Origin of the sequence: Pseudomonas sp. RIT288, assembly GCF_000631985.1 — a bacterium.
Taxonomy (GTDB): domain Bacteria; phylum Pseudomonadota; class Gammaproteobacteria; order Pseudomonadales; family Pseudomonadaceae; genus Aquipseudomonas.
On record NZ_JFYN01000012.1, the window covers coordinates 389,717 to 415,303 of the forward strand.

The 25,587-nt window shown below is 60.1% G+C and carries 12 protein-coding genes and 1 pseudogene; 9 read left to right on the top strand and 4 right to left on the bottom strand.

The features are described 5' to 3' along the window. Positions 1-99 precede the first annotated feature (99 nt). On the bottom strand, positions 100-1,623 hold the full coding sequence (locus BW33_RS13400) for a fumarate hydratase (protein ID WP_003227616.1): 1,524 nt from the start codon (positions 1,621-1,623) through the stop codon (positions 100-102). Positions 1,624-2,043: 420 nt separating this feature from the next. Here BW33_RS13400 and BW33_RS13405 point away from each other — a divergent pair, with 420 nt between their 5' ends. From BW33_RS13405 to BW33_RS13415, 3 genes are all read left to right on the top strand, one after another. Further along, positions 2,044-3,150, top strand: coding sequence for a GGDEF domain-containing protein (locus BW33_RS13405; RefSeq protein WP_047599458.1), 1,107 nt, complete (start codon positions 2,044-2,046; stop codon positions 3,148-3,150). Then, complete coding sequence (locus BW33_RS13410; RefSeq protein WP_047599460.1) at positions 3,143-4,078, top strand: iron-sulfur-binding ferredoxin reductase; 936 nt, start codon at positions 3,143-3,145, stop codon at positions 4,076-4,078. The genes BW33_RS13405 and BW33_RS13410 overlap by 8 nt, the downstream gene beginning before the upstream one ends. A gap of 250 nt (positions 4,079-4,328) precedes the next feature. Then, entirely contained in the window at positions 4,329-5,078 is a 750-nt protein-coding gene (locus BW33_RS13415) for an enoyl-CoA hydratase-related protein (RefSeq protein WP_047599463.1), read from the top strand. 179 nt (positions 5,079-5,257) lie between these two features. Here the strand turns inward: BW33_RS13415 and pyk are convergent, their stop codons facing one another. Further along, positions 5,258-6,709, bottom strand: a complete 1,452-nt coding sequence (gene pyk / locus BW33_RS13420; RefSeq protein WP_003227610.1) for a pyruvate kinase — start codon at positions 6,707-6,709, stop codon at positions 5,258-5,260. 172 nt (positions 6,710-6,881) lie between these two features. Here pyk and BW33_RS13425 point away from each other — a divergent pair, with 172 nt between their 5' ends. Both BW33_RS13425 and BW33_RS13430 read left to right on the top strand, forming a co-directional pair. Continuing rightward, complete coding sequence (locus BW33_RS13425; protein WP_047599465.1) at positions 6,882-7,268, top strand: tetratricopeptide repeat protein; 387 nt, start codon at positions 6,882-6,884, stop codon at positions 7,266-7,268. Between the two features lie 228 nt (positions 7,269-7,496). Further along, positions 7,497-7,856, top strand: coding sequence for a PilZ domain-containing protein (locus BW33_RS13430; RefSeq protein WP_047599467.1), 360 nt, complete (start codon positions 7,497-7,499; stop codon positions 7,854-7,856). A 106-nt stretch (positions 7,857-7,962) separates the two neighbouring features. Here BW33_RS13430 and BW33_RS30210 read toward each other — a convergent pair. After that, positions 7,963-8,154, bottom strand: a pseudogene (locus tag BW33_RS30210) (DUF6124 family protein); the annotation flags it as partial. Between the two features lie 310 nt (positions 8,155-8,464). On the opposite strand from BW33_RS30210, the gene BW33_RS28065 reads away from it, so the two are divergent. The 4 genes from BW33_RS28065 to BW33_RS29990 all read left to right on the top strand — a co-directional run bounded on the left by BW33_RS28065 (position 8,465) and on the right by BW33_RS29990 (position 24,244). Continuing rightward, positions 8,465-12,559, top strand: coding sequence for a hypothetical protein (locus BW33_RS28065; protein ID WP_052032719.1), 4,095 nt, complete (start codon positions 8,465-8,467; stop codon positions 12,557-12,559). Between the two features lie 206 nt (positions 12,560-12,765). Next, positions 12,766-17,445: a Tc toxin subunit A gene (locus tag BW33_RS13445; protein WP_047599468.1), complete on the top strand. Its 4,680-nt coding sequence runs from the start codon at positions 12,766-12,768 to the stop codon at positions 17,443-17,445. 2 nt (positions 17,446-17,447) lie between these two features. Further along, complete coding sequence (locus BW33_RS13450) at positions 17,448-21,971, top strand: neuraminidase-like domain-containing protein (protein WP_052032720.1); 4,524 nt, start codon at positions 17,448-17,450, stop codon at positions 21,969-21,971. After that, complete coding sequence (locus BW33_RS29990; RefSeq protein WP_177327483.1) at positions 21,968-24,244, top strand: hypothetical protein; 2,277 nt, start codon at positions 21,968-21,970, stop codon at positions 24,242-24,244. The genes BW33_RS13450 and BW33_RS29990 overlap by 4 nt, the downstream gene beginning before the upstream one ends. 2 nt (positions 24,245-24,246) lie before the next feature. Here the strand turns inward: BW33_RS29990 and BW33_RS13460 are convergent, their stop codons facing one another. Further along, positions 24,247-25,578, bottom strand: coding sequence for a DUF58 domain-containing protein (locus tag BW33_RS13460; protein WP_047599470.1), 1,332 nt, complete (start codon positions 25,576-25,578; stop codon positions 24,247-24,249). Positions 25,579-25,587 lie beyond the last annotated feature (9 nt).

The following is a 25,587-nucleotide window of genomic DNA, read 5'->3' on the forward strand; positions in this document are numbered from 1 at the left end:
GATTCCTGCCGATGGTTTTTATTGCGAAGAGCAAATGAACAGACAAAAAAAGGCCGGGTCATCTTGCGATGGCCCGGCCTTTTTAAGCAGGCGAAGCGCTTACTGCACTTCTACCGCGAGGCTTTCGGCGATCTTCTGTTGCCAGATCGCCGGCCCGGTGATGTGTACCGACTCACCGTTGCTGTCCACCGCGACGGTGACCGGCATGTCCTTGACCTCGAACTCGTAGATCGCTTCCATGCCCAGCTCGGCGAAGGCCAGCACCTTGGACTTCTTGATGGCCTGGGCCACCAGGTAAGCGGCGCCGCCCACGGCCATCAGGTACACGGCCTTGTTGTCCTTGATCGCTTCGATCGCGGTCGGGCCGCGCTCGGACTTGCCGATCATGCCCAGCAGACCGGTCTGCTCAAGGATCTGACGGGTGAACTTGTCCATCCGCGTCGCGGTGGTCGGGCCAGCCGGGCCCACCACTTCGTCGCCGACCGGATCAACCGGGCCGACGTAGTAGATGAAGCGACCCTTGAGGTCTACCGGCAGGGTTTCACCCTTGTTCAGCATCTCGACCATGCGCTTGTGCGCCGCGTCGCGACCGGTGAGCATCTTGCCGTTGAGCAGAACGGTTTCGCCCGGCTTCCAGCTCTGTACTTCTTCCGGGGTCAGGGTGTCGAGGTTGACCCGACGGGCAGACGGGCCGGCTTCCCAGACGATTTCCGGGTAGGCGTCCAGCGATGGCGCTTCCAGCGAGGCCGGGCCAGTGCCGTCGAGCACGAAGTGGGCGTGACGGGTGGCGGCGCAGTTCGGGATCATGCACACCGGCAGGGAGGCGGCGTGGGTCGGGTAGTCCATGATCTTCACGTCGAGCACGGTGGTCAGGCCACCGAGGCCCTGGGCGCCGATGCCCAACTGGTTGACCTTCTCGAACAGTTCCAGACGGATCTCTTCGATGCGGTTCTGCGGGCCACGGGCTTTCAGTTCGTGAATGTCGATGGACTCCATCAACACTTCCTTGGCCATCACCGCGGCTTTCTCGGCGGTGCCGCCGATACCGATGCCGAGCATGCCCGGTGGGCACCAGCCGGCACCCATGGTCGGAACGGTCTTGAGCACCCAGTCAACGATCGAGTCGGACGGGTTGAGCATGGCCATTTTCGACTTGTTCTCGGAACCGCCGCCCTTGGCCGCCACGTCCACTTCCACGGTGTTGCCCGGGACGATGGAGTAGTGGATGACCGCCGGGGTGTTGTCCTTGGTGTTTTTACGAGCGCCCGCCGGGTCGGCGAGGATCGAGGCACGCAGGACGTTTTCCGGCAGGTTGTAGGCGCGGCGCACGCCTTCGTTGATCATGTCGTCCAGGCTCATGGTCGCGCCATCCCAACGCACGTCCATGCCCACACGCACGAACACGGTGACGATGCCGGTGTCCTGGCAGATCGGCCGGTGGCCCGTGGCGCACATGCGCGAGTTGATCAGGATCTGCGCGATCGAGTCACGGGCCGCTGGCGATTCTTCGCGCAGGTAGGCTTCGTGCATCGCCTGGATGAAATCCACGGGGTGGTAATAGGAAATGAACTGCAGGGCGTCGGCAACGCTCTGAATCAGGTCGTCTTGCTTGATCACGGTCATGAGTCGCGCTCCTCTAAAAGACGGGAACATTCAATAAGGTGCCTGCGGCTTGGGTGCATCGGTCGGTCGCAAGCACCTTTCAAGGCACGCCGGGGCTGCTGGCGCGACGCTAAAAAGGCGCGGCAGTATACCGCGCCTCTTCAGGGCATACACGCGTCGGCAGTCATTCGTTGGTCGCATGGTCGGCGCACAATCTCTGTAGGAGCTGCCGAAGGCTGCGATCTTTTGACTTTTTCTTTTGAAAGGAAGATCAAAAGATCGCGGCCCTCGGCAGCTCCTGCAGGGCAATGTACAAGGGTTTTTGACGTCAATTATCAGGCCCGAAAATCGGTGGTCATTTATCGACCGCCCCTCTAAAGTGGCATCCGGTCTGTAGAGTAGGACACTCGGTCAGCCTCCTATCGCACGGTGAGTCAACGATTGACCCATAACGCTATTCAACGTCTTTTGCTCAAACGCTTTGCCCTCGCTGCAGCCACCTATGGATTGGCTTTGCTGCTGCTGTGGCTGGCGTTTTTCACCGGGCATTACCCGCAATCATTGAATAGCGTGGCCATTGGTAGCGCGCTGGTGGTGATCTGCCAGGCGACGTTGTTTACGCTGTTCTGGTCCGGGCGCAATCAGCGCTTTTCCGACCCCAGTCTGACCGAGGCGCAAGTGCTGCTCGGGCTCGGCTGGCAGACCTGGCTGATCGCCCATCTGGATGAAGCACGCGGCGCGTTTCTGGTGTTCTACGTGCTGATCCTGCTGTTCGGCCTGTTCCATTTATCCCGACGCGCGTTCATTCGTTGCGCGCTGCTGGTGTTCTTCAGTTTCTGTGCGATCACCCTCTGGGACGGCTTCAACTTCCGTCTGCCGGATCCGGCATTGGCGGCGTTGCAGGTGTGCATTCTGGCGATGGTGCTGGCGTGGCTGGTGATTTACGCACGCTTCGTCCAGGTTTCACGGCAACGCATGCGTCAGCGCCGGTTTGCCTTGCAGGCGCATCAGGACACCCTGCGCGGGATGATGCGCCAGCTCGAAGATCTGGTGGCCACCGATGAGCTGACCGGACTGTTCAATCGCCGGCATTTTCTGCGCCTGGCCTCACGGGAACTGGCGGAGATGGAACCGGGTGTGGTGCATGGTCTGGCGCTGATTGACCTTGATCACTTCAAACATATCAACGATCTGCACGGCCATGCCGCCGGCGATCAGGTGTTGCAGGCGTTCGCCGGCGTGGCGGGCGCCTGTCTGCGTGACGGCGACGTGCTGGCGCGTTACGGTGGTGAAGAATTCGTGGTGTTGCTGCCCGACTGCGATGCCGAACGCCTGACCGCCTGTTGTGAACGCCTGCGCATGGCTTTCACCGACGTCGAACTGGTGGGCCTGAACGTGCGCAACCTGAGCCTGTCGGCAGGCATGACCCTGCTGGAACTGGGCGATCATCTGGACGACGCCTTGCAGCGTGCCGATCAGGCGCTGTACCGGGCCAAGCGCGACGGGCGCAATCGCTGTGCAGCGGCATGGGAGAACGTGGATGCCTGAACTTCGCGTCGGTGATCGGCAATGGTCGGTGGCGGCGGGCAGCAATTTGCTCGACGCGCTGAATCAGCACGGCGTCGCGGTGCCTTACAGCTGCCGCGCCGGCAGTTGCCATGCCTGTCTGGTGCAGTGCGTGAACGGCTTGCCCGCCGACAGTCGCCCGGATGCCTTGAGCGCCGAACAGCGCCAGGAAGGCTGGCGGCTGGCCTGTCAGTGTCAGGTGACGGAAGACCTGCAGGTGCACACGTTCGATCCGGTCACCGATGGGCGCCCGGCGGTGGTCGAGGCGCTGGACTGGCTCAGTGACAACGTCCTGCGTTTGCGCCTGACCCCGCAACGACCGCTGCGCTACAGCGCCGGGCAGCATCTGGTGTTGTGGATCAATCAGATCGCCAGACCCTATTCGCTGGCGAGCCTGCCGCAGGAAGAGCGTTTTCTCGAATTCCACCTCGACTGTCGCCAGCCTGGCGAATTCAGCGATGCGGCGCGGCGCCTGCAGATCGGCGACCCGATCCGCCTCGGCGAACTGCGTGGCGGCGCGCTGCATTACGACCCGGACTGGCACACCCGACCGCTATGGCTGCTGGCGGCCGGCACCGGGCTGGGGCCATTGTTCGGCGTGCTGCGCGAAGCCTTGCGCCAGGATCATCAGGGCGCCATCCGCGTCATTCACCTGGCCCATGACGAGCGCGAGCACTATCTGGCCAAACCCCTGGCGGCGCTTGCCGCGCAGCGTGAAAACCTCAGTGTCGAGCTATGGACGGCGGCCGAGTCAGCCGACGCTTTGGCGCAACTGCGCCTTGTTTCCCGGCAAACCCTGGCCTTAGTCTGCGGCTCAACTGCCAGCGTCGATGCCTTTGCCAAGCGTTTGTACCTGGCCGGATTGCCGCGCAACCAATTGCTGGCCGATGTGTTTCTGTCCCGCGGTTAAGCGCTGACTTTCATAGGCTCAATGATTTCTGTGGCAAGGCCGAACTCCTATGGTGAGGTTGACTCCGGTGGTGAGGGGATTTATCCCCGATTGAGTGCGCAGCGCTCACAAAACCCTGGGGCCGCTGCGCAGCCCATCGGGGATAAATCCCCTCACCACATAGCCAGTTCACCGCAGGGTTGGCTCACCACAGAAGTTCTGGCTCACCACAAAAGAACTCTGTCGCCCTTTTTAATGTTGAGTAACGCTGATGACCGAAACCATCCTGCTCAAACGCGAACGCGGTTTGCTCACCCTGCGCCTCAACCGTCCGGACAAGAAAAACGCCCTGACCCGCGCGATGTACAGTCACCTTGCCGAGGCCTTGAAGCAGGCTGACAACGATCCTGAAATCAACGCCGTGCTGATCACCGGCGGCGCCGAGTGCTTCACCGCCGGCAACGACATCGCCGACTTCATCCAGCAACCGCCGAGCGACCTCGACAGCCCGGTGTTTCACTTCATGCTCAATCTGCTCGAATGCCGCAAACCGGTGGTCGCCGCAGTGGCCGGCGCAGCCGTGGGCATTGGCACCACGTTGCTGCTGCATTGCGATCTGGTCTACGTCAGCCGCGATGCGCGGTTGCGCATGCCGTTCGTCAATCTGGGGCTGTGTCCGGAGTTCGGCTCCAGTCTGATCCTGCCGCGTTTGCTCGGGCATGCGAAAGCGGCAGAGCTGTTGCTGCTCGGCGAAGGATTCAGCGGTGAACAGGCGGCGCAGTGGGGGATTGCCACCGAGGCGCTGGGCAGCGGCGAAGCGGCACTGAGCAAGGCCCGGGAGATGGCGTTGCGTTTCGATGAACTGCCGACCGAAGCGGTGCGCATCAGCAAGCAATTGATGAAGGCGCCGGACCGCGAGCTGATCCGTAAGGTGATTGAGGAGGAGGGCGCATTGTTCACCCAACGGTTGCGTTCGCCGGAGGCATTGGCGGCGTTGACCGGGTTTATCAAACGGCATTGAGTCTTCGGGTGGCTGTACTGCCCTCATCGCGAGCAGGCTCACTCCTACAGGGGAACGCATTTCAAATGTAGGAGTGAGCCTGCTCGCGATAGCATTGGGTCAATCGACACATCTTCAGGCTCAGAATGCAAAAAGCCCCGGCACTCACATGCCGGGGCTTTTGGTTTTCAGCGAGTCACTCAGACCTGCGGGTCGCCAACGTGCAGGATTTTCATGCCGTTGGTGCCGCCGGTGGTGTGGTAGCTGTCGCCCTTGGTCAGGATGACCCAGTCGCCTTTTTCCACAACGCCGCGCTTGACCAGTTCGTCGATCGCCTTCTGGCTGACTTCGTTCGGAGCCAGCGAAGCCGGATCGAACGGCACGGTGTACACGCCACGGAACATGGCTGCGCGAGCCTGGGCTTCGCGGTGCGGAGTGAACGCGTAAATCGGCACCGAAGAACGGATACGCGACATGATCAGCGGGGTGTAGCCGCTTTCAGTCAGCGCGATGATCGCTTTCACGCCCGGAAAGTGGTTGGCGGTGTACATGGTCGCCAGGGCGATGCTTTCGTCGCAGCGCTCGAATTCCTTGCCGATACGGTGGCTGGAAGTCTTGCTGGTCGGATGCTTTTCAGCGCCGACGCAGATGCGCGCCATCGCCTGAACGGCTTCCAGCGGGTACAGGCCGGCAGCGGATTCGGCCGAGAGCATCACGGCGTCGGTGTAGTCGAGCACGGCGTTGGCCACGTCGGACACTTCGGCACGGGTCGGCATCGGGTTCTGGATCATCGACTCCATCATCTGGGTCGCAACGATCACCGCTTTGTTGTGGCGGCGTGCGTGCAGAATGATCTTCTTCTGAATGCCCACCAGCTCGGCGTCGCCGATTTCCACACCGAGGTCGCCACGGGCAACCATCACTGCGTCGGAAGCCTTGATCAGGCCGTCGAGGGTTTCGTCGTCGGCCACGGCTTCGGCGCGTTCGATCTTCGCCACCAGCCAGGCAGTACCGCCGGCTTCGTCACGCAGTTGCCGGGCGTAGTTCATGTCAGCCGCGTCACGCGGGAAGGACACCGCGAGGTAGTCGACTTCCATTTCGGCGGCGAGCTTGATGTCGGCCTTGTCTTTTTCAGTCAGGGCCGGCGCGGTCAGGCCGCCACCGCGACGGTTGATGCCTTTGTGATCGGACAGCGGGCCGCCGATGGTCACCACGCAGTGCAGTTCGGTAGCGGTGGCGGTTTCGACGCGCATCACCACGCGACCGTCGTCGAGCAGCAGCTCGTCGCCCACGCCGCAGTCCTTGACCAGATCCGGGTAATCGATGCCGACCACCTGCTGGTTGCCTTCGGTCAGCGGATGGCTGGTGGAGAAGGTGAACTTGTCACCGATCTTCAGCTCGATGCGCTTGTTGGCGAATTTGGCGATACGGATTTTCGGGCCTTGCAGGTCACCCAGCAGGGCAACGAAACGGCCGTGCTTGGCCGCGAGGTCACGCACCAGCTTCGCGCGAGCCTTGTGCTCGTCGGGGGTGCCGTGGGAGAAGTTCAGACGGGCGACGTCCAGACCAGCCAGAATCAGCTGTTCGAGAACTTCCGGCGAGTTACTGGCCGGGCCAAGGGTAGCGACGATTTTGGTACGACGGACGGACATGCAAAGACTCCTGAGTTCAAGCGCCAGCGAAGGCTACTATGCTCCGAGGGTGTAGTCATTGTTCGAATGCACTACTTATCGTTTTCTTTATTGAACGTGGCAACTTTGGGACAAACGCGCCTGAAGATTTCCGACCAGGGGTCGATACAGAACTCAAGACAGGAGAACCCCCATGCGATTGTTGCCCATTGCCGCCCTTGCCCTCAGCGTCCTCGCCGTCACGGGTTGTACCCGTTGGTCGATGAACCATCATTTGAACAACGCCTACAGTGCCTATGATCGCGGCAATTGCGAGCAGGTGATGCTCGAACTGTCCAAGGTCGAACGCGCCAGCCGGGCCCGCCCGTATGTGTGGCCGGAAGTGTCGATGATGCGCGGCCAGTGCCTGGAGCGGCAAAAAATGTACATTGATGCGGCGCAGACCTACCAGTTCATCATCGCCTCGTACCCCAACAGCGAATACGCCTTCCGTGCTCGCGCGCGTCTGGAAACCCTGCAGAGCCTGGGTCATTACCCGACGCGCAGCGCAGCGGCAGTGCCAGGTCCGCAACGCTTCTGATGCTGGGTGTCATACAAACGCTGGCCGACTGTACAAGCTGAGCTATAGTCCAGTGATCCGGTTCAGAGCCTGACTCTGGATCGGGGCAACACCTGCGACTGGTCGTTGTTGAGGTGATGGCGTATTGGCGACCATCCCACCGGAAGCGGGGAGAGCGCGTCTGCGCGACAGGCACGTTCCGAAGCAAAGGTGCGGCTCTGTGATGGAGCCTTGCATGGCGTACTGCGCATGTTTACCGATCGTCGAATCGAACGGCATCAATTGCCGTACTTCCTCCGGGTGTACAACAGCGTCACCGACAAACCCATCGGTTTTCTGGGCAACGTGTCCGAAGACGGGCTGATGCTTATCAGCCAGTTGCCGATGATGATCGGTGCCGAATTCCATCTGCGCCTGAAAATCCCCGCCAGCGATGGTTGCCAGCAGGTGATCGACCTCAATGCGTGCTGCCTGTGGTGCCACGAAGACGCAACACCGCTGCATTACGACGCCGGTTTCAGCCTGCAGCGTCCACCCCCGGAATATGCGCAACTGGTGCAGGCGTTGAAGCAATACTTCAGTTTTCAACCTTTGCCGGCGTCTGCCTGATACAGCGAAAGCCAAAGCAAAAGATCGCAGCCTGCGGCAGCGCCTACAGGAAAATTGCATTCCCTCTGTAGGCGCTGCCGAAGGCTGCGATCTTTTGATCTTTGCTTTACGCCGGGCTGATCGCCCGCTCGTTATCCAGCGACCGCTCCGCCAGCATCAACCCTATCTCGCTCAACTGATAAATCGCCATCGCCAGATGCCGTGGTTTGTCTTCCAGGCTGTCCGCCAGATTTAGCAGCAGAATGCTTACCGAGGAAAAGCTTTCGTAGGTCTGGATGGCGATGGCTTCGGGATCAGCACGATCTCGCGACTAAACGAGAGGGTGGCGGCTGCACGCAGGTTAGTCGACCGGGGGAAATCATCATCAAAACCATCGCGCCCGACGGCGCCCTGCGAACAGCCACCATCGAGTGCGGCGCAAGGCTTTGTAGTTCGCTGCGGATGTCGAAGCAGGGCGTGGCAAGTGTTAGCTGGTTTGGTAAGCAAATTACGTTTTTTTAGACGTATTGGATCTTTTCAACTGTCAGTTCTGACAGTGGTTGCGCGCAATCAGTGCACGTATGTTGATCCCACAACGTTAGCTGCACATTGCTCGGAGCATTAACGAAATGAACGATACCGTTGATAACGACGAAACAGGCAGAGCCTGTCTTGATCCCGAAAAGTTTCAGATCAGTATTGCCCAGGCCACGCAACTGGATGACGAGCCACCCCGGCAGTTGGACAACGGTCAGCAGTTTTCCGAGGTGTTCTGGGCCAATGCAATCAAGACCACACTTCATCAGACTCATCCTCGGGTGCCGACGTTGAGGACTGAGCTGGAGTGTGAGTACAAGTTTGAGAACGGTCGCATCTATGTGCGAACGAAGCGTTACAAGATGACCACGCGCTATGGCAACGTTTACAGGGCCAATATCAATATAGCCCTGAATGCCGCCAGTTATGTAAGCAGGGATTCACCCGATTCAATGTCGCAAGACCGAGAATGGCACGATTATGAGATTTATCTGGATGCCGCTCTCGCTGCGCCCAGTTTCAACATGTATCTGGTTATTCAAGTCGAATACGATGGCACGGATAATGGTGTCGGCTCCGGTGGAGGGTGGGGGGTGCATATTCGACCCGCCCGCAAACCGGTGATAGACGTGCCGCGAACCGGTGCAGTGATGAAAATGCCATTTACCGTTTCCGGAAAAAACGGCCTTCTGGACGGCAGGGTCAATTTGTCCTGTACGTACAACGGCAATGCGCACTCACTCGGCTATGCCTCTGTTCGAACCGACGGCAGCTGGAGTACCTCCATCTCGCTACCGGCAGGTGTCTTGACCTTTAGAGCCGAACAAGTGATTGGCAGTGAAAAGTCCGGGCAGTCCGATCCCGTTACCATCAAGTGGTATGTGGCACCCATAATCACTACTCCCGCCAGCAATGCGGTGGTTGCCAGAGGCGACCCGTTTGTACTGAAAGGGCGGGGCATTATCGGCGAAACCGTTGAGGTGATGACACCAGGTGGGGGCCACGTTCATACAAGGGCCGACGTCAAATCCGACAACACATGGGAAGGACTTTTCAATCAGACCCAGTTCCCCAACGGTGGTCTGATCAGAATGCAGGTCGCCCATAAGACCCGGCAGGACTGGTCTGCCGAACAAACCTTCAGATTGCTGGGTGCGCCGCCTCTTACTACTCATTCCGACAACCAGACGGTGGAGCAGCAAATTACCGTAGGCGGTGTGTTGGCCGACCCCTTCAAGAGCGGTACGGTAAACGTCTACAGGGATAGCACCACGACATTGCTCGGTAGCTCAAACGTACTCGCGACCGGAGGATGGGCGGCAGCCATCACCTTGGTTCCGGGACCCCAAAGGGTAACCGCCAGCCATATTTATTCGTCGGTGCCGTCTGAGCGCACCGTGTCCATCAGGCTGCTCGTGCGGCCGTCCAAACCCACCCTTACTTCCCGGCTCAATGGCGAAACCGTCACGCTTTCTGGCACTGGTCATAACGGTGCTGGTGTGCGGATGGATATCCACTTCAATGGTGACTTTACGCCGTACCTCGATTCCCCTGTCAACGGGGGAAGCTGGACAAAAGTCCTTCCCGCGGATCTGTTGCCGGGAAATCATCGCTTCGGCGGTCGACAAAGCGTGTCCGATGGCGGTAGCGGGCGGATTTACAACTCTGGCTGGGCCACTGAAACCACGGTCAATGTGCCGACACCGAAACCGACCGGCGTCACCGTCACGGCCAACGGCCAGCGGCCCACCTTCAGAGGCCAGGCCAATCAATGGGGCGCGGCGCGGGTGGAAGTCTATATTTTCAATAATGGTGCTCAGTTGGCCGGGGTTCCCGCAGCCATCGTGCAATCCAACCGCTCTTGGGAGACGACCGCCAACGTCAACCTGCCTCCCGGCATTTACCCGAAACTGACGGCCCGGCAAAGGGTGAACAGTCAGTGGTCTGCCGACAGCGCGGTATTCACCCTGACGGTGGAAACCCCGATCCCCGAATTTACCGAACCACCGGTGGGCACACCCGTCGGGCAACGCCCACTGATAAAGGGTAACGCCTGGCCCGGTGCGCAAGTCACGTTGAAAATTTCGGGCATGGACGATGTGACAGTGCCGGCCAATGGCGGGGTATTTGTGCGCAATGCCGCTGAAGATTGGCCGCCGGGCACGCACACCATTGCCGCCACGGCAACGTCTGGCGGGCGAACTTCGCTACCCGCCACCCGGACGTTTACCGTCAAGACTCCGCTGCCGATCATCACCACGGCTGCGAATGCCGAGGTCGATCTGTCCCCGGTCATTACGGGAACCGGCTACAAAAACTGTTGGGTGGTGATTCACTCAGACGTCACCCACCTGCCAATCGGTGCCGGTCTGGTGGGGCCGGACGGCAAATGGAACGTGACGCTGGCTGATCAGGCACCGCAAGATCTGCGTTTGTATGCAGTGCAACATGAGTCGCAGCAAAACAGCAGCAACCCGTCTGAGCCAACCGCTGCGCGTACGGTCAAGGTGCGGGTGGCGAAACCACTGATCACGATCCCGGCGCAGAACGGCAAACCGACGCGTACCTCGGAGTTTTCCGGCACCGCGAAGTACCCCGGCACTATCGAACTGTCGATCAAAGGGCAGCCCCCTCCTTTTCTGAAGGACATCGAGGTGCAGCAAAACGGAGCCTGGAGTGTAAAGGTGACGCTGCCGGCAGGCGCCTTGACGGTGGAAGCGAAGCTGCGCCAGCAAAACTACACCAGTGAAGCGTTTGAACGTGTGATCACGGTGGTGCCGGCGACGCCCGTGATCGATTCACCCCAAGGCGGTGAAAAACTGGGCCGGGTATTGCGAATGTCCGGGTTCGGGGTCAAGGGCGACACGATAGTCATCTATCGGCGCGGAAGCGTATCGAATACGTTGACGCGGACCACGGTGCTGAACGATGGAACGTGGTCGGCAAGTGTCGTTCACAACCTGGTCGAGAAGGACGGCATCAATGTGTTGGCGTCTGCTGGCCCGGGCCTGGATTCTGCGCTTTCGCCTGTAGTCAATTACACCTTGCTGACCACCGAGCCAAGCCTCACCGAACCTCTGCCAAGCGACTGGGTTGGCGTGCGCCCGCAGTACAGCGGCCTGGCAACTCCCGGCGCGAGCATCACTGTGGCTTCATGGTTCAACGCCGATGATGTGCTGGCGCCGGTAGCGACTGCTGATCGTTTTGGTCGCTGGAGCGTAGTGGGCAACAAGGACTTGCCTGTAGGCGCCATGCGCGTGGTGGTCCGCCAGAACGGTACGCAATGGTTCGAGAGCGCACGCTTCATGGTGGAGCGCAAGGTCGCCGGCTTTGAGGCGCCCAGTGTGCATTACCCGCTCACAGGCCAGTCGGTCGGGCGCTATCCGATGTTCTCGGGTACCGGCGAACCGGGCGCCGAGGTTGTGATCGCCAAGGATGGTTCACCGACGACTGAGCTCGGCAGAGTCAGAGTGGACCGCGACGGCCGTTGGGCCCTGCGCTCGCAAATCCAGTTGCCGGTAGTCGCTACGCCCTATTCCTATTCGGTGCGCCAGTCGCGCGATGGTGTCGATTCGGGCTGGTTGTTACCGACGCGTAATCTGGTGGTGACACAGGTGACGGCGGATTTCGAACCACCGGTGATCGACGAGCCTGTTGATAACCCCGATCAGGTTCTGGAGAAGCGGCCAGTCTTATCTGGCAGGGGCACGCCGGGTGCGCAAATCGAGACTTACGATGGATTTGAAGAGTCTGGATATGCATCTCGGGTGAATGCTGAGGGTAGGTGGTCAGTTCGAGCCAATTTTGATTTGCAAGAGGCACCGTACCAGGTTAAGGCCCGGCAAAAAATGGACGGTGAGTTTTCTCAATGGTCATCCACTGTCGCCTTCAAAGTTGGTGGCAAGCCGAAACTGTTCGTGATCGACAGCCCGCAACGTGGCGCCGAAGTATCGTCTTATGCAGTGTTTCGCGGCACGGGATCGCCAGGTGGCGAGGTTCGCCTTTACCTGTCGGCTGACCCTGCCAGGATTCGGTGGCGCGGCATGGTCGATGAAGCAGGGCAGTGGGTGATCGTGACTGAGCCCTTATCTGTAGGCCGCTACGAGATGGAGGGGTACCTCGTCTGGAGTCAGGAAAACTCGCCAACTTTGCCCAAATTCGAGTTTTACGTCATCGATGGCGGCTGAAAGCTTCACCCTCCAACACAGGCCCCTGACGGGGCCTTTTTTTTGCCTGTATTCAGGGCAGCAGGTATTCCGACTAACGGTCAACGAACCTGTCAGATATGACAGTGGTGCGCGGTCTTCAACAAGCGCTAAATCGACTGACGCCAGCCACTCACAAACCCTCTGGCGACTTGTTGCATGAATTTTTACCAAGGGGAATTTCTGCGATGAATGCGTCTGCTGATCGTCCGGTCGATTTATTGGTCAAGGCTGTGTTGGGGGAGCATCGTTCGCTGGAAATGCGGCCCTTTGATAAGTACATCGAGCAGCAGTCCAGCGTCTTTGCACTGATCAAACTGCGGCCGGCGCAACTGCGTGATCTCGGGCTGAGCCGTAACCAGGCGCGAATGCTGCTGGCACGCGGCAAGGCCCTGGCGTTGTACATGGCCCGGCTGTTTCGCGAGCAGAGCCTGTTCCCGGAACCGGTAACGAAACCGGCGAATACCCTGGTGCCATTGCCTTCCTACATGGAGCTGTTCCAGCCGGACATCGATGGCGCGGCACCGGCGGACAGCCCTGAGCACAGCGCCTCGACCACGGCCTACATGGTGGCGCTGCGTGAGTGGGTAAGGGACCACATCGAACCGCAGGGCAACGCCGATGAGACCATCGCGCTGCCGGAGCGCAGGCCCGATGTAGACCTGTTGCTGATCGACGAAATGGCGATCACGCGGGTGCAATCGCGTCTGGAAATTGCCAATTCGGTGCTGGAAGAGCTGATCCTGTCCCACGCTGGATCAGACCACTCGGACGTCAAGGCGTACTTGCGCACCGTGCGGTTTCACAACAGCCTGCCGTATGACCATCACTGGGAGAGTATTTCCCATGTCGTTGGTACGGCGCTGAAAGGCGGGGCTCTGGGCAGCATCATTCGCCATGTCGATGTGGATTATCCGTATTTCAAGAATGACGGCGCCCGGGGCGAGCGTGCCGATGTAGCCTTGCAGCTCGACTGCGAAATCGGGCCGCTGAAGCTGGCGCTGTTGCTCGATGATCCTTACTTCCCGTTGACTTCACAGATGGCTGGGGCACCGCTGCGCAGGGTGGATCCGCTGACGCGCCTGGTCGACCCGCAACCGCTGCAATCGGCGGACGATTTCTATCAATTCAATTTCGGCAGCAAGGCAAATTTTCTTGAAAGTCTGCGCAAGCTGTGGATTTTCAGGGATGCGACGCGCCTGGATCAGACTCAGGTCGATCGCCTGCTGGGGCGTGGCGCTTTCACCCCCAAACTGTCGGTCAACGCTCCCTTCCTGGGTAACCCGGATGTACCGCTGACCGGGGTCGTGGCAGGGGCACGGTATATCCATGGCGGGTCGGGGCCGGCCATCGATGTGGTGCCGGCCCGGATTGGCGCGTTGTTTGAATTGGTGCATGTGGGGGAAGAAGGGTTTACAGATCTGGAACATCGCATGGATCGGATCAATCGCAAGTGCCGGCTGGATCGCATGCTGCAACTACCCGGGCATCAAGTCGACCAACTGCTCATCGCCGCGATACGGGCCGAGCAGCGTGGCACTGGCGAACCGTCAATCTGGATCCGCCCCAATACCTTGCGTTGTCTTGGCCTGTTCAAGGAACTCAAGCGTGCGCATGCGTGCAAGGCTGAAGAGTTTGCGGCGTTGATCGATGTGCTGTCGGTGTACGGCCAGGATGGGCAACTGTCGCATTTTGACCGGGTGTACAACCGCGAGGCGTTGTTCCAGGAGCCGCTGCGGATCGATGACGTCGAGTTTGCAATCGTGCCGCGTACCCCGGCTGAACAACAGACGGTGCATCAGATTTGCAGTGCGCTGGAGATCAATTTCGAAACCTATCGTTACCTGGCCACGGTCATTGCAGAGGCCTTCGGTCTCAACACCCACCTGCGCCGCAGCCTGGAAATTCTCTCGAGTTTCTGGCGCCTGGTGTTTCTTGGGCGATTGTTTGACCTCACACCGATTGAGTCCACGGCGTTGCTGCAGACCTTGAGCGCAGGACAAGGTCTGGTGTCGCAACTGGCGGGTGAACCGCAGGTCTCCACTTACGGCACCACGGATGGCGCCGACGCGCTCGGTGCCATCCGCAGTTTGATGGTCTGCGCCAGTTGGTGTCTGGAATACGATGTACCGCCGCTCTGGCTGGTGCAAAACGTCAATCCGGTCTACGTGCCGACAGTCTGGAGCGAATCCCAGGAACAATTGCTACACCAGTTGCGTACCCAGGTGCAGGCCGTCCGGGTGGAGCAGGCGACTTTGCAGGAAGAAGGCGCGCCGCAGCGCGATGACAAAGAACAACTGATCGACTGGATGACGGCACTGGAGGGGCTGGTGGATCGTGACGGTCTGGTGGTCGGACGTATCGGAGAAACCGAGGAGCAATACCTTGAGCGCGCCAACACCCTGATCAGGGATGTCGTGCAGACGATTTATTCGAGATCTGAAAACGAGCCTTTGCGTGGGCCGCTGGAAACCCTGATTCGTACGATTGTGCTGCGTTGCCGCGACGAGCAGCGGGTGGTGGTGGAAGCTGGGCTTTCGGTTTATCTGAAGCTCGAGTCGTTACTGACCGCGCAGGTGCTGGCATGGGCTCAGGGCCAGGCCTATGACTTCCTGAAGGAGGCCATGAGCCTGCCAATCCTGAAAAAGTCGGGTGTATTTGAGCAGCCGGATTCGTTTCTGCAAATGCTCGCCGAACTTGAGCGTCGCGGGCGGATCGCCGACAAACTTGGTTTGACGCCAACCCTGCTCGCCACCTTGCTCGCGGACGAGCAGTACCAATGGTTCAGCCTGGAGAGTCCCTACGAGATTTCGATCCGGGCGGTGTACTACCTGGCACTCTATCGTCGGCTGATCGCCCGGGCCCGGCAGCCTGAAGAAAAAATCCTCGATTACCTCACTCAGGTCAATCAGTTGCCTGACGACATGAGTGAAGACGGCCTGCGGTTGGTGCGTGACGCCGCCGCCGACAAACTGGCCAGCTATTTCGGCTGCGGTATCCGTCATGTACTGGAATGCGCCGGGCATATCAGTCACGAGGCCGAAGACAGCGACAATCCGGACTGGCCGATCCTGCGCAATCTGGCGCAGCTCGATCTGCTCGATCGCACACTCGACCTGGCCCGGCGCGGGATGGATATTACCGCCGCGCTCAGGCTGGGTACGTTGAACCCGCTGGATCCGGAGCCGCTGTACGCCGAGGCTGCGCAAAGTGCGCTGGAGAGTCTGGCCCGCTTCAACGCCGCCGCTACACCACAGGATTCGGCAGAGGTCGGCCAGAGTTTCACCACGCGCTGTGTGGTGGACAACCTGACACTGATTGCCGGTCTGTCGCAGGAGGTCGCGGAGTTCGAGATCACGCTGCTCGACTTCTACGGTGAGCCGCTCAAGGGCGTGGTACTCAATGTCGGAACTGATCTGGGGTCGGTGCTCACCCCACGTATTCGCACGGACGACAAGGGCCGGGCCTGGGCGCAATTGCAGGCTGGCGCGAGGGTCGGTACGGCGCATCTGCATTACAGCGTGCCGCTGCACGAGCCAGTGTACGGTCCGTCGGTCGTCATCGACTGTGATGAGGCAACCCTGAAATTCAATTCCGAGTTGAGCGGTCCGGTGCCGCCTCACCCGGTCCTGGCCGGACGCTTGTGGGAGCAGGAGATGTACGCCGTTTTGGTCGACGATTACGGCAACCGAGGCGCTCACCGGCAAGTGGCATGGTCGACAACGCTGGGCGAGATCCGCCCGAGCCAGACTTTCACCGACAAGGATGGCGTGAGCCGGGTATGGATCTCCAGCCTGAGTCCGGGGAATGCCGAAATCTCGGTCGGCAATGTCGAAGGCAGTCACAGTCTTACGTTCAGTCGTCCCATTGTGTTTGCCGACAAACCACGGATTTTCAGCGCGCCGGTCGTCACCGATGTAGCACTGGTCGGTCGGGCATTGCCAGTGCGTTGCCGGGTGGTCGGGCTGGACGATGCGCCTTTGGCTGGCGAGACGGTGACGTGGTGGAGCAGTGCCGCGCTGACCGAAGTCGAGGTGCCGAGTGACGCGGACGGCTACTCGGTGTTTTCCGTCGCGCAACCACCTGCAGGTGAGTTGACGATCTCTGCAAAACTGGGTACCGACCTGCCGGTCGAGGTCAAGGTATGGGTCGCGGCAGGGGCGCTGATCCAGAACTTCTCGCAGCCGACTCGTTTTCCGGTTGCCGGTGCCGCGCGGCCGACACTGCTCTGGATCGATGTGAAAGAGACCACCGCGCCAGAGGCACGACCGGTAAGCAATTACCCGGTGTTGTGGACAGTCAGCGGCAGTCCTCCAGTAGAGCAGACGATTGTCACCGATGCTCAAGGACGTTCGGTGTACCCGTTCAACTCGATCCGCGAGGGTGATTTCACCGTGACGGCTGCACTGACGCTGCATCCTGCACAGACACAGGGTTTCCAATTGACCGTGCTGCCGGCGTTTGAATGGAAAGTAGAGCTGATCAGTATCGGCGGTGATGAGACGGAGCATCGCCTGCCGATCATTCCGGGGCAAGACTCGCTCACGCTGTTGCGCGAGAGCCGTTACTGCCTGGAGATTGCGCCGCTTGATACCGCGCAACTCAAAGGCAGCGAGGGGGCGATGGGCTGGAGTTCCGATTACACCACTCAGGCGCTGGGCATGGTCTTCACGCCAGCGCTGGCCACCCGATTCACCTTCGGCGATGGCCCTTACCGGGTGAACATCCGCACCGCGAACATCCGCAATGGCCGTTTTCAGTTGAGTCTTTTCAGTGACCGCCTGAATGAGGCGCTGGTGCTGGAAGGCACGCTGGACAAGCGCCCCGTTACCCGCCGAGCCGGCAACCGCACCGAGACAGGGAGATAACCATGCAAAACCCGCAGATCGAACTGACAGAAGCTTACACGGCGGCCATGCTGGAGGCGGTGATAGGGCAGAAGCTCTGGTCCGGTGGGGTGACGCTGAATACCCCTGATGAATTGAGCCGCTATCTGCTGCTCGACACCCGTGACAGCGCGCAACTGCAAGCCACCCGGACATCATCGACCGTACGCTGCTTGCAGGAACACATACAGTCCGTCTACAGCGGCATGGAGCCGGGCTACGAAGACAGCCACTTCGAAGGCGACGACCTGCACTACTGGTATCAATTCCTCAGCCACTACAGCACCTGGTCAGCCAATGTGCTACTTCGGGATCAAGCAGAAAACTACATCGTGCCGTCCCTGCGCCTGAAAAAAACCGCGCTGTTCCGCAACCTGGAAAATACCCTGAATCAAATGCGTCTGAGTACCGCGTCGGTGCAGCAGGGGCTGATGGAATACACCCAGGCTTTCCAGCGCCTGTGCGATCTGGATGTGCTCAGCGGTTACATCGATGGCGCGTCAGTCCAGGACGCGCGCTATTACCTGGTCGGCCAGGAGCGCACGGCGCCGTTCGCCTATTTTCTGCGCAGCGTGAAGGTTGAACTGGACAACGCCAGTCGCAAAATCAATCCCGCTGCCTGGGGCGAATGGCAGAAGGTCGATCTCGCCACGTCTGGCCGCGTGGTCGACATCCGTTGTGTGATCTGGCTGGGGCTGCCAGTGATCGTCTGGTGCGAGTGGCGTGATCGCCAGATCGACAGTGAGGGTGTGGTGCAGAGCCCTTGGTCGCTGGAGATCAAACTGGCGTTCAGCACGCTGAACGGTCAGTGGTCAGCGCCACTGTCACTGCATCAACGCGATTGCGAATATGACGTTTCCAACGGACGGCTGACGGTCGTGTCGCTGGGTGATGGCGATCCACGAGATGATCGCCTGGCCGTCTGCTACACCAATCGACACAGCCTGGACGGTCAGGCCCCGCTCCACGCTATCGAAATTCATGAAACCCGCGATGCATTGTTCCGCAAGGTGCCGGACGATACGGCCACCTTGCTGGCGATGACGTTCGGGCGTTTCAGCGATGCTGCCAGCCTGCAACAGAAGGTGGTGCCGGCGGATTACTCGACCGTCGAGGTCAGCAGCTCAGTCGAGACGGCGGGCACGATCACCACGAATCTGAAGTTCGACACGATCTATACCCGCGAACGCGGGACGGATGGCAGTTTTTATGAAGTCCTCAGGGTTCGCGGGCGCTGCGATGCGGTCAGGGAGCAGGGGCGAGTGCTCGAACGGCTGTCGATCAGTTGGCGGGCAACCACGGCCAATACCTCGTTCGATATCCGGATAAGCGCAACTGGCGAGCAGCAACTGCAGATCAGCCTGACGACTCGCCGGCAGCCGGCACAGGCCCACATCGTTCAGTTGTACGACGGTTCGACCAGCAAAAATGTCCACTCTTTTGCCATCGAGGATTTCAAGGAAACCTCTCTCGGTGACGGTATCTGGGTGGCCGAAGCCGTCACTCCACTGAGCAATGAATTGCTGGTGCTGCTGTTGACAAGAACCCAGGACGAGGTGCGCGCCGGTGCCGGTTTCTCCATCAGCGGATTGGGTGACGCCGTATTGAACGAACAGAATCGGCTGGTACCGAAGATCCTTCATGTCCCCGTGGTGTTCAGTCTGAAGTTTGGCGCACGGACTCAGAACGATCCTGTGGACTGGGTTTCGACCGGCGTTCTGGACGGCAACTACGCAACCCCTTGGCGCACCTATCGTCGCCAGACCCCATCGGCGGGCATCGAAAGTTTTCCGATAGGCGAGCAAATCGAATTCACTTTCGGTGAAGTGCCCGAAGGTAACAAGGGGCATGGTCGCAACAGGTTTTCGGTCACGCTCACGCAGCGACCACGGCTGTACGAGACCCCGACCCTCGACAAGAGCAGTACCGAGGGCGCGCAGTTTTTGAGTTTCAACAACAGTGCTCAGACACTCAAATATTCACGTCTGAATTCGATTCACGGTTCGGTGCTGACCAGCCGCGCGACAATCTCTGTGGATGCATTGCTGTCCTGGGATACCCAGCATGTCGAGGAGCCTCGCATGCCCAATGGTGCTATCGAGCAGAACGGGCCGTTCGATGGCTGCAATGGTCTGTACTTCTGGGAGTTGTTCTTCCATACGCCGGATCTGGTCGGTGTCAGGCTGTCGGCAGAAGGGCGCCCACGTGAGGCACAGGGCTGGTACGAATATGTGTTCGACCCACTGGCGCGTGAGGTTGTCCCGGTCGAGGAGCCCCTTCCTGAAGACCCGCCGGTGATCCCGGCGCCCGCCTACTGGCGTTGCCGTCCGCTGCAAAACGCCGACATCGAATGTTCCTATGAAAGTGCGGCGCCCTCAGACCCGGATGCCATTGGCTACTGCGCGCCCGTGCACTTCAAGATCGCGATTTTCCTGCGCTATGTGCAAAACCTGATCGAGTGGGGTGATGCACTTTATCGGCACCTGGATTACGACAGCATGGTGCAAGCAGCGCTCAATTACAGCAGGGCGCTGACCCTGCTCGGTGAGGAACCGGTCACGCGAACGGCGAGCAACTGGCAACCCAGGAGGCTCGGCGAGATCCTGGACCTGATCAGCGAACGCGACCCGCTCAAGGCGTTCGAAGCGAGCCTTGAACTGAGTCCGGCCGATGTGCCGACCGCGATGCAAGGCACGCCGTATTTCGATCTGCTGGGTTGCGAAGTATTCCGGCCGGGTATCAATGAACGCCCCAAGGCAATGTGGGATCAGCTCAATGCGCGACTGAACAACTTGCGCAACAACCGCTCGATCGATGGTCAGCCGTTGTCACTTCCGTTGTTCAGCCGGATGATGGATCCGCTGGAACTGTTGCGTGCTCAGGGCAATGGCAATCAGGGGCTGGCGCGCAATCCAGGCGGTCAGGTGCAGGTGGTGCCATACAAGTGGCAGACCGTCTACAGCCTGGCGTTGCAGGGCGTGGAGTTTCTGATTCAACAGGAGGATCAGTTGCGCTCCTGGCTGGAACTGCGTGATCGCGGCGAACTGGAGACTCTGCAGCAGAGCCATCTGATCGAACTGGCCGACTACACCCGGGCCATTCAGGAAGCGACGATTGCCCAGATCGAGGCGGCTGCCGCGTCATTGCGCCAAAGCGAGAGCATGCTTATCGCTCGCGCGCAGCACTATGAGGCGCTGGCGCTGGAGGGGGTTTCCGAGGCAGAGAACCTTGCTCTGCATAAAAGCCGATCATCCCGGGACTGGGGTATTGCGAGCCAGGCCCTTCGGACGTTGGGAGGGGCGCTGGATACGTTTCCCAATATCGGGGGAACATCGTTCGGCGGCTACCGTATAGCCGGGCCCGCTTATGCCTTGGCCGATGGCTTGCAAATCGCAAGCGACGTTTTGCGCAGCGAGGCCGAGGAAATCAGCATCACCGAGCAGTACCGGCGACGCCAGCAGGAGTGGGAGTTGGCCCGTGATCAGTCACTGGCCGAAGTGCGGGTGTTGCGTGAGCAACTGCTGGCCCAGGAACACGCGCTCAGCGCAGCCCGTGCCAGTCTGCAGCAGAGCGAAATCGTCAATAACCAGGCTCTGGCGGTGTATGCGTTCTATCAAAACCGCGCGACCGGCCAGGCGTTGAGCAACTGGGTGGTCGGGCAGATCAAGACGTTGATTTACCAGGTCTACGACGTTGTCGCCGGCCTGTGCCTGTGCGCCGAAACCTGTTGGCAGTATGAACTGGGTGATTACCAGAGCCGGTTTGTCCGCCCTGATGTGTGGATGGACAACTGCCATGGATTCACCACCGGGCAGTCACTGAAGCTCGATCTGCTACGAATGGCCGCTGCGCGCATCAAGCGTGACGAGCACCGCCTGCAACTGGTCAAGACGATTTCGTTGCGTGACCTTGATCCGGTCGCATGGGATGAATTCAAAGGGTCGGGAAAGCTGTCGATCAAACTCAACGAAAAGCTCTTCAATGAAGACTATCCGGGGCATTACTGCCGCCAGGTGAAAGGGCTCTCGCTGACATTTCCGGGGTTGTTGGGGCCGTACCAGAATATCTGTGCAACCCTGGTGCAGATCACCAGTTCCACGCTGCTGGCGCCGGACATTGAAGGCGTGAAGTATCTGCATGACCCGGCCACTGGAAGTCCATCGCCCGGCTCATTGGTGCAGAACCTGCGCCCCTATCAGCAGATCGGCCTGTCTCTGGGACTGGACGACAACGGAATGGCCAGCCATATCGATGGTGACCGCTATCTGCCGTTCGAAGGAACCGGCGTACACGCCGAATACCTGCTGACCCTGCCGCGCCATGAACAGCCCGCTCAAGGCAGCCTGCTGGACTCACTGACGAACCTCATTCTGACGCTGGTGTACCAGGCACGGGATGGAGGACCGTCGTTCGCCGATCAGGTCGACGGTCTGCTCACCACCAACAACCTTGACGATTCGCCCGGCACGGCCGTACGCGCCCAGCGGGCAGGGAAGACACAACCATGAACCGGAAAGATATCCTTGCCCGTGACAGCTTTTTGGTCAACGGCGACTTCAACAATGGTCTGAACGGCTGGACGTACAATGACGAGCGAAGGGTCACTCGTCAGGAAGGGGTGTGGGACGGCCGCACAATCGGCTTCATGAACGCTGTGAATGGCGGTGACGCTTACCAGTCGATCACATTGGCAACGATGCCGCGCCCGACACCGGGTCGGGCCGATTACAAACTGCTGTTTCACTACGAGGCAGTACAGGGCGCGCAAGGTACGTTGCGGATCAATCCCGGGCTCGGTGGAGAAGTAGACCTGACCCTGGTGCCTTCGCGCCTGATGGAGACCGGGCCGACGGTCGGTCCCGACGGCCTGCTGCTCGATCTTTACCTGGTCGAATACGTGCATATGCTTACGCTGCAGCGTGACGAGGAGACGGTCAAGTTGACCGTTATCAGTCCGGACAATGGCGGGCCGGGTCGCCCTGGCGCTGTACGATTCGCGTTGGCCAGCGTCGAATTGGTGCTGGAGCCTTTGCGCCTGGACCGGGTGTTTATCGACGGCGAAGGGCAGTTGCCTGGCGACAGGCTGCACCTGTGCTTTGGCGCCAGCCATGAGCTGACACTGCAACTGGCGAGCGACAGTGTCTGGATGGGCACCCGCGCGGGGTTGCTGGTCAACGACGAAGAGCAGGACCCTGAAGGTGTGCTGGTAGCCAGTCCGCCCTGGGGACGGGAGCATCCCGTCATCGATCCATGGACGATCTCCTGCGACCGGATTACTCAGGACATACAGATCGAGCGCAGCCTGTCCGTGCGCAGTCAGTACACCGCCGACACCTATCTGCTGCAGGCGGTTTGCGGGCATTTCCAGCTCGATGTCGTCGCGTTGCAGGGGCCCCAGTGGTATCCGGTGATCGACCTCGCGCAGGAGGTGGAGCTTCGGGTTCTGGTGCAATCGCATTACACCGAAACACCGCTGGGCAACCGGATGGTGAAGTTCATGCCCAACGCCGAAAGCCCCTTGATCGGCCTGGATGTTGTCGCCCAGTGGGCCAACGCCTCGGATCGAGTACTCAATGCCAGGCTTGACCCCGAGCATGAGCGGGAGCTGCCCAGCAATGGTCTGCAGTGGACGCTCGATGCAGTCAGGAGTGAACGAGAAGGGCCGTTGGCGCTGGCCGTGGAGCTGCCACAGGCGAGTTTTGCTTACCCGGCCATGAAGATGTTGCTGGCTCACAACCGGATCGACGATGCCGATCTGCGTGGTCCGACGTTTGATCTGTTCGTTGGTCAAAGCACTTTTCTGGAAGTCAGAAGCCGCTCGTATTACACCGGACGTGACGTGCCGGGCACCGAGGTCAGTTTTGCGCACCAAGAAGGGACTGCAACGCCCATTCGGACACAGGACAATGGCTGGGCGAGTTTTCCGTTCACCGCCACTCGGCCAGGCAGGACGCAGGTCGTTGCCACCGTACCCAGTCCCTACGACGGGCCCGACGCCGCACGTTCATTCACCTTCGACTTCGAAGTGCTGGAGGCCGTCACTGCATCGGGACCCGCCGCAGAGCTGGCCTTGCCCTTGCGCGATGAAGCTCAACGGCCCATGCCGGTTGATGCCGAGATTGCCGAGGTGCGCAATCCGACGTTCGACCCGCTGGTAGGGGAAAGCGTCGTGATGGGTCTGAAGATACGGCTCTCGGGTACTCGCCACGCAGCCTCCGGCGTTGAAGTGATCTTCCGGGCGGGACCAGACATTGTGCGGGTAATGACGAATGGCGAAGGCTGGGCGTTGTTTTCCTGGAAGGTGTCGCGGGTCGGGGACATGGAGGTGCTTGCCACACTGGACAACCTCAATGAGGAAGTGCTCGACTCGGCTCGATCCCATACCTTCGAGTTCACGGCACTGGCCGCCAATGTCTGGAACGATGCGCTGATCCAGTTGAACACGGAGCCGAAAACGGCCTGGGGCGAGAGAACCCTGTTTCCACGAACCCCTCAGGTTCATACCATTACGTTGTTGGTCGACAACGCCACCAGCCATCTGCTCAATCGCGACATCTGCCTCGGATTGAAAGGCTATTCCTCTGCCCGGGAATTGGGCCTGACCAGTGTGGAACCGGCACTCGGCGTCTATCGGCGATTGACCTCCGCCGGTTTGAGCTGGCGCTGCATCGGTACGATCGGTGGTGCGTATGACCTGCAAGTGGAAGCGTCGCGTCTGCTCAATCTCTCGCCGCTCAATCCGATGTCGTTGGGGCCGGTGCCGGCGACCGGACTGAGTTAAAACTAGAGCACCGCGGTTTTTTTCCAGCTCAGGTAATGCGTCACCAGACCCGGTCCCAACGCTTTGGGCCGGGTTTGCAGCACCGCGACGCCATGCGCAAGCAACTGCTCATGGCGTTGCGCCGTGGCATTGAGGTAATCCACCGTGGCGCAATAGGTCAATGCTTCATCCAGTGTTTGCACCGGCTGCTGACGCAATTGCTCCAGTACGCCTTCCTGAAGACTTGCCACCAGCACGCGGTGCTGGCGACTCAAGTGTGTGACGGCGTCCAGCAGATCGTCATCGTCGTCGTCACGCAGATTGGTGATCAGTATCACCAAGGCCCGGCGCTTTTGTCGGGACAGCAATCGATTGGCCGCCGCCCGATAGTCGGCGGGGCGTTGACTGCTGTCCAGGTCATAGACTGAATCGAGCAGCCTGTTGAGCTGCCCGTGGCCCTTGACCGGGGCCAGATAGCGCGTCTGATCACCGGCAAACGTGCACAGCCCCACCGCATCACCCTGACGCAACGCCACATAACCGAGCAGCAGACAAGCATTCAACGCATGGTCGAAGTGCGACAGTTCATCATCCTGGCTGTGCATGCGTCGGCCGCAATCGAGCAGGAACATGATCTGCTGGTCGCGTTCGTCCTCGTACTCGCGGGCAATCGGTGTGCGCTGGCGGGCGGTGGCTTTCCAGTCGATCTGGCGCAGGCTGTCGCCTTCGCGAAATTCGCGCAACTGATGAAACTCCAGACCTTGCCCGCGACGCTGGCGCTGGCGCACGCCGAGCTGGCTGAGCCAGTTGTCCACCGCCAGCAACTGCCCACCGTAGAGCTTTGCAAAGTCCGGGTAGACGCGGATGTCGCCGCTCACGGCGAGCAGGCGTTTGCCAGTCCACAGACCGAACGGGCTGGGCAGGTTGATTTCGCAATGTTCGAAGCTGAAGTGACCGCGCTTGAGCGGGCGCAGGCGATAAACGACCTCGCTGAATTGCCCGGGTTGCAGTTCAACTGCCAGCGGCAGGTTTTCGAAGCTCAGGCCCTGTGGCACGTGGTCGAAAATCTTCAGCGCGACCGGTTCGTTGAAGTCATGGCTGAGCTGCAGGTGCACCTCGCTCCAACGGCCGAGTGCCAGGCTGCCAGGTATCTGCCGCTGGATGCGCGGCGAGGGCAGATTGTTCAGGCGCAGCGCATCGATGAGCGCGAGTACCAGCAGGGCCAGGAGCAAGCCCCAGTTGATCGACAACAGCGTGGCGGGCACGTCGATGTCGAGGGCTTGCAGCGTGCCCGTGAGGATACCGATGAGGCACAGGGCGGCGAGCCAGATCAATAACAGGCGTGAGGGTTTCATGGTGCTGCA

What these genes read in the sequence shown, in the direction of transcription:
- BW33_RS13460 (WP_047599470.1), bottom strand. Translation starts at nt 25,578, where the DNA reads ATGAAACCCTCACGCCTGTTATTGATCTGGCTCGCCGCCCTGTGCCTC.
- BW33_RS28065 (WP_052032719.1), top strand. Translation starts at nt 8,465, where the DNA reads ATGAACGATACCGTTGATAACGACGAAACAGGCAGAGCCTGTCTTGAT.
- BW33_RS13410 (WP_047599460.1), top strand. Translation starts at nt 3,143, where the DNA reads ATGCCTGAACTTCGCGTCGGTGATCGGCAATGGTCGGTGGCGGCGGGC.
- BW33_RS13400 (WP_003227616.1), bottom strand. Translation starts at nt 1,623, where the DNA reads ATGACCGTGATCAAGCAAGACGACCTGATTCAGAGCGTTGCCGACGCC.
- BW33_RS13450 (WP_052032720.1), top strand. Translation starts at nt 17,448, where the DNA reads ATGCAAAACCCGCAGATCGAACTGACAGAAGCTTACACGGCGGCCATG.
- BW33_RS13445 (WP_047599468.1), top strand. Translation starts at nt 12,766, where the DNA reads ATGAATGCGTCTGCTGATCGTCCGGTCGATTTATTGGTCAAGGCTGTG.
- BW33_RS13415 (WP_047599463.1), top strand. Translation starts at nt 4,329, where the DNA reads ATGACCGAAACCATCCTGCTCAAACGCGAACGCGGTTTGCTCACCCTG.
- BW33_RS13430 (WP_047599467.1), top strand. Translation starts at nt 7,497, where the DNA reads ATGTTTACCGATCGTCGAATCGAACGGCATCAATTGCCGTACTTCCTC.
- BW33_RS13425 (WP_047599465.1), top strand. Translation starts at nt 6,882, where the DNA reads ATGCGATTGTTGCCCATTGCCGCCCTTGCCCTCAGCGTCCTCGCCGTC.
- pyk (WP_003227610.1), bottom strand. Translation starts at nt 6,709, where the DNA reads ATGTCCGTCCGTCGTACCAAAATCGTCGCTACCCTTGGCCCGGCCAGT.
- BW33_RS29990 (WP_177327483.1), top strand. Translation starts at nt 21,968, where the DNA reads ATGAACCGGAAAGATATCCTTGCCCGTGACAGCTTTTTGGTCAACGGC.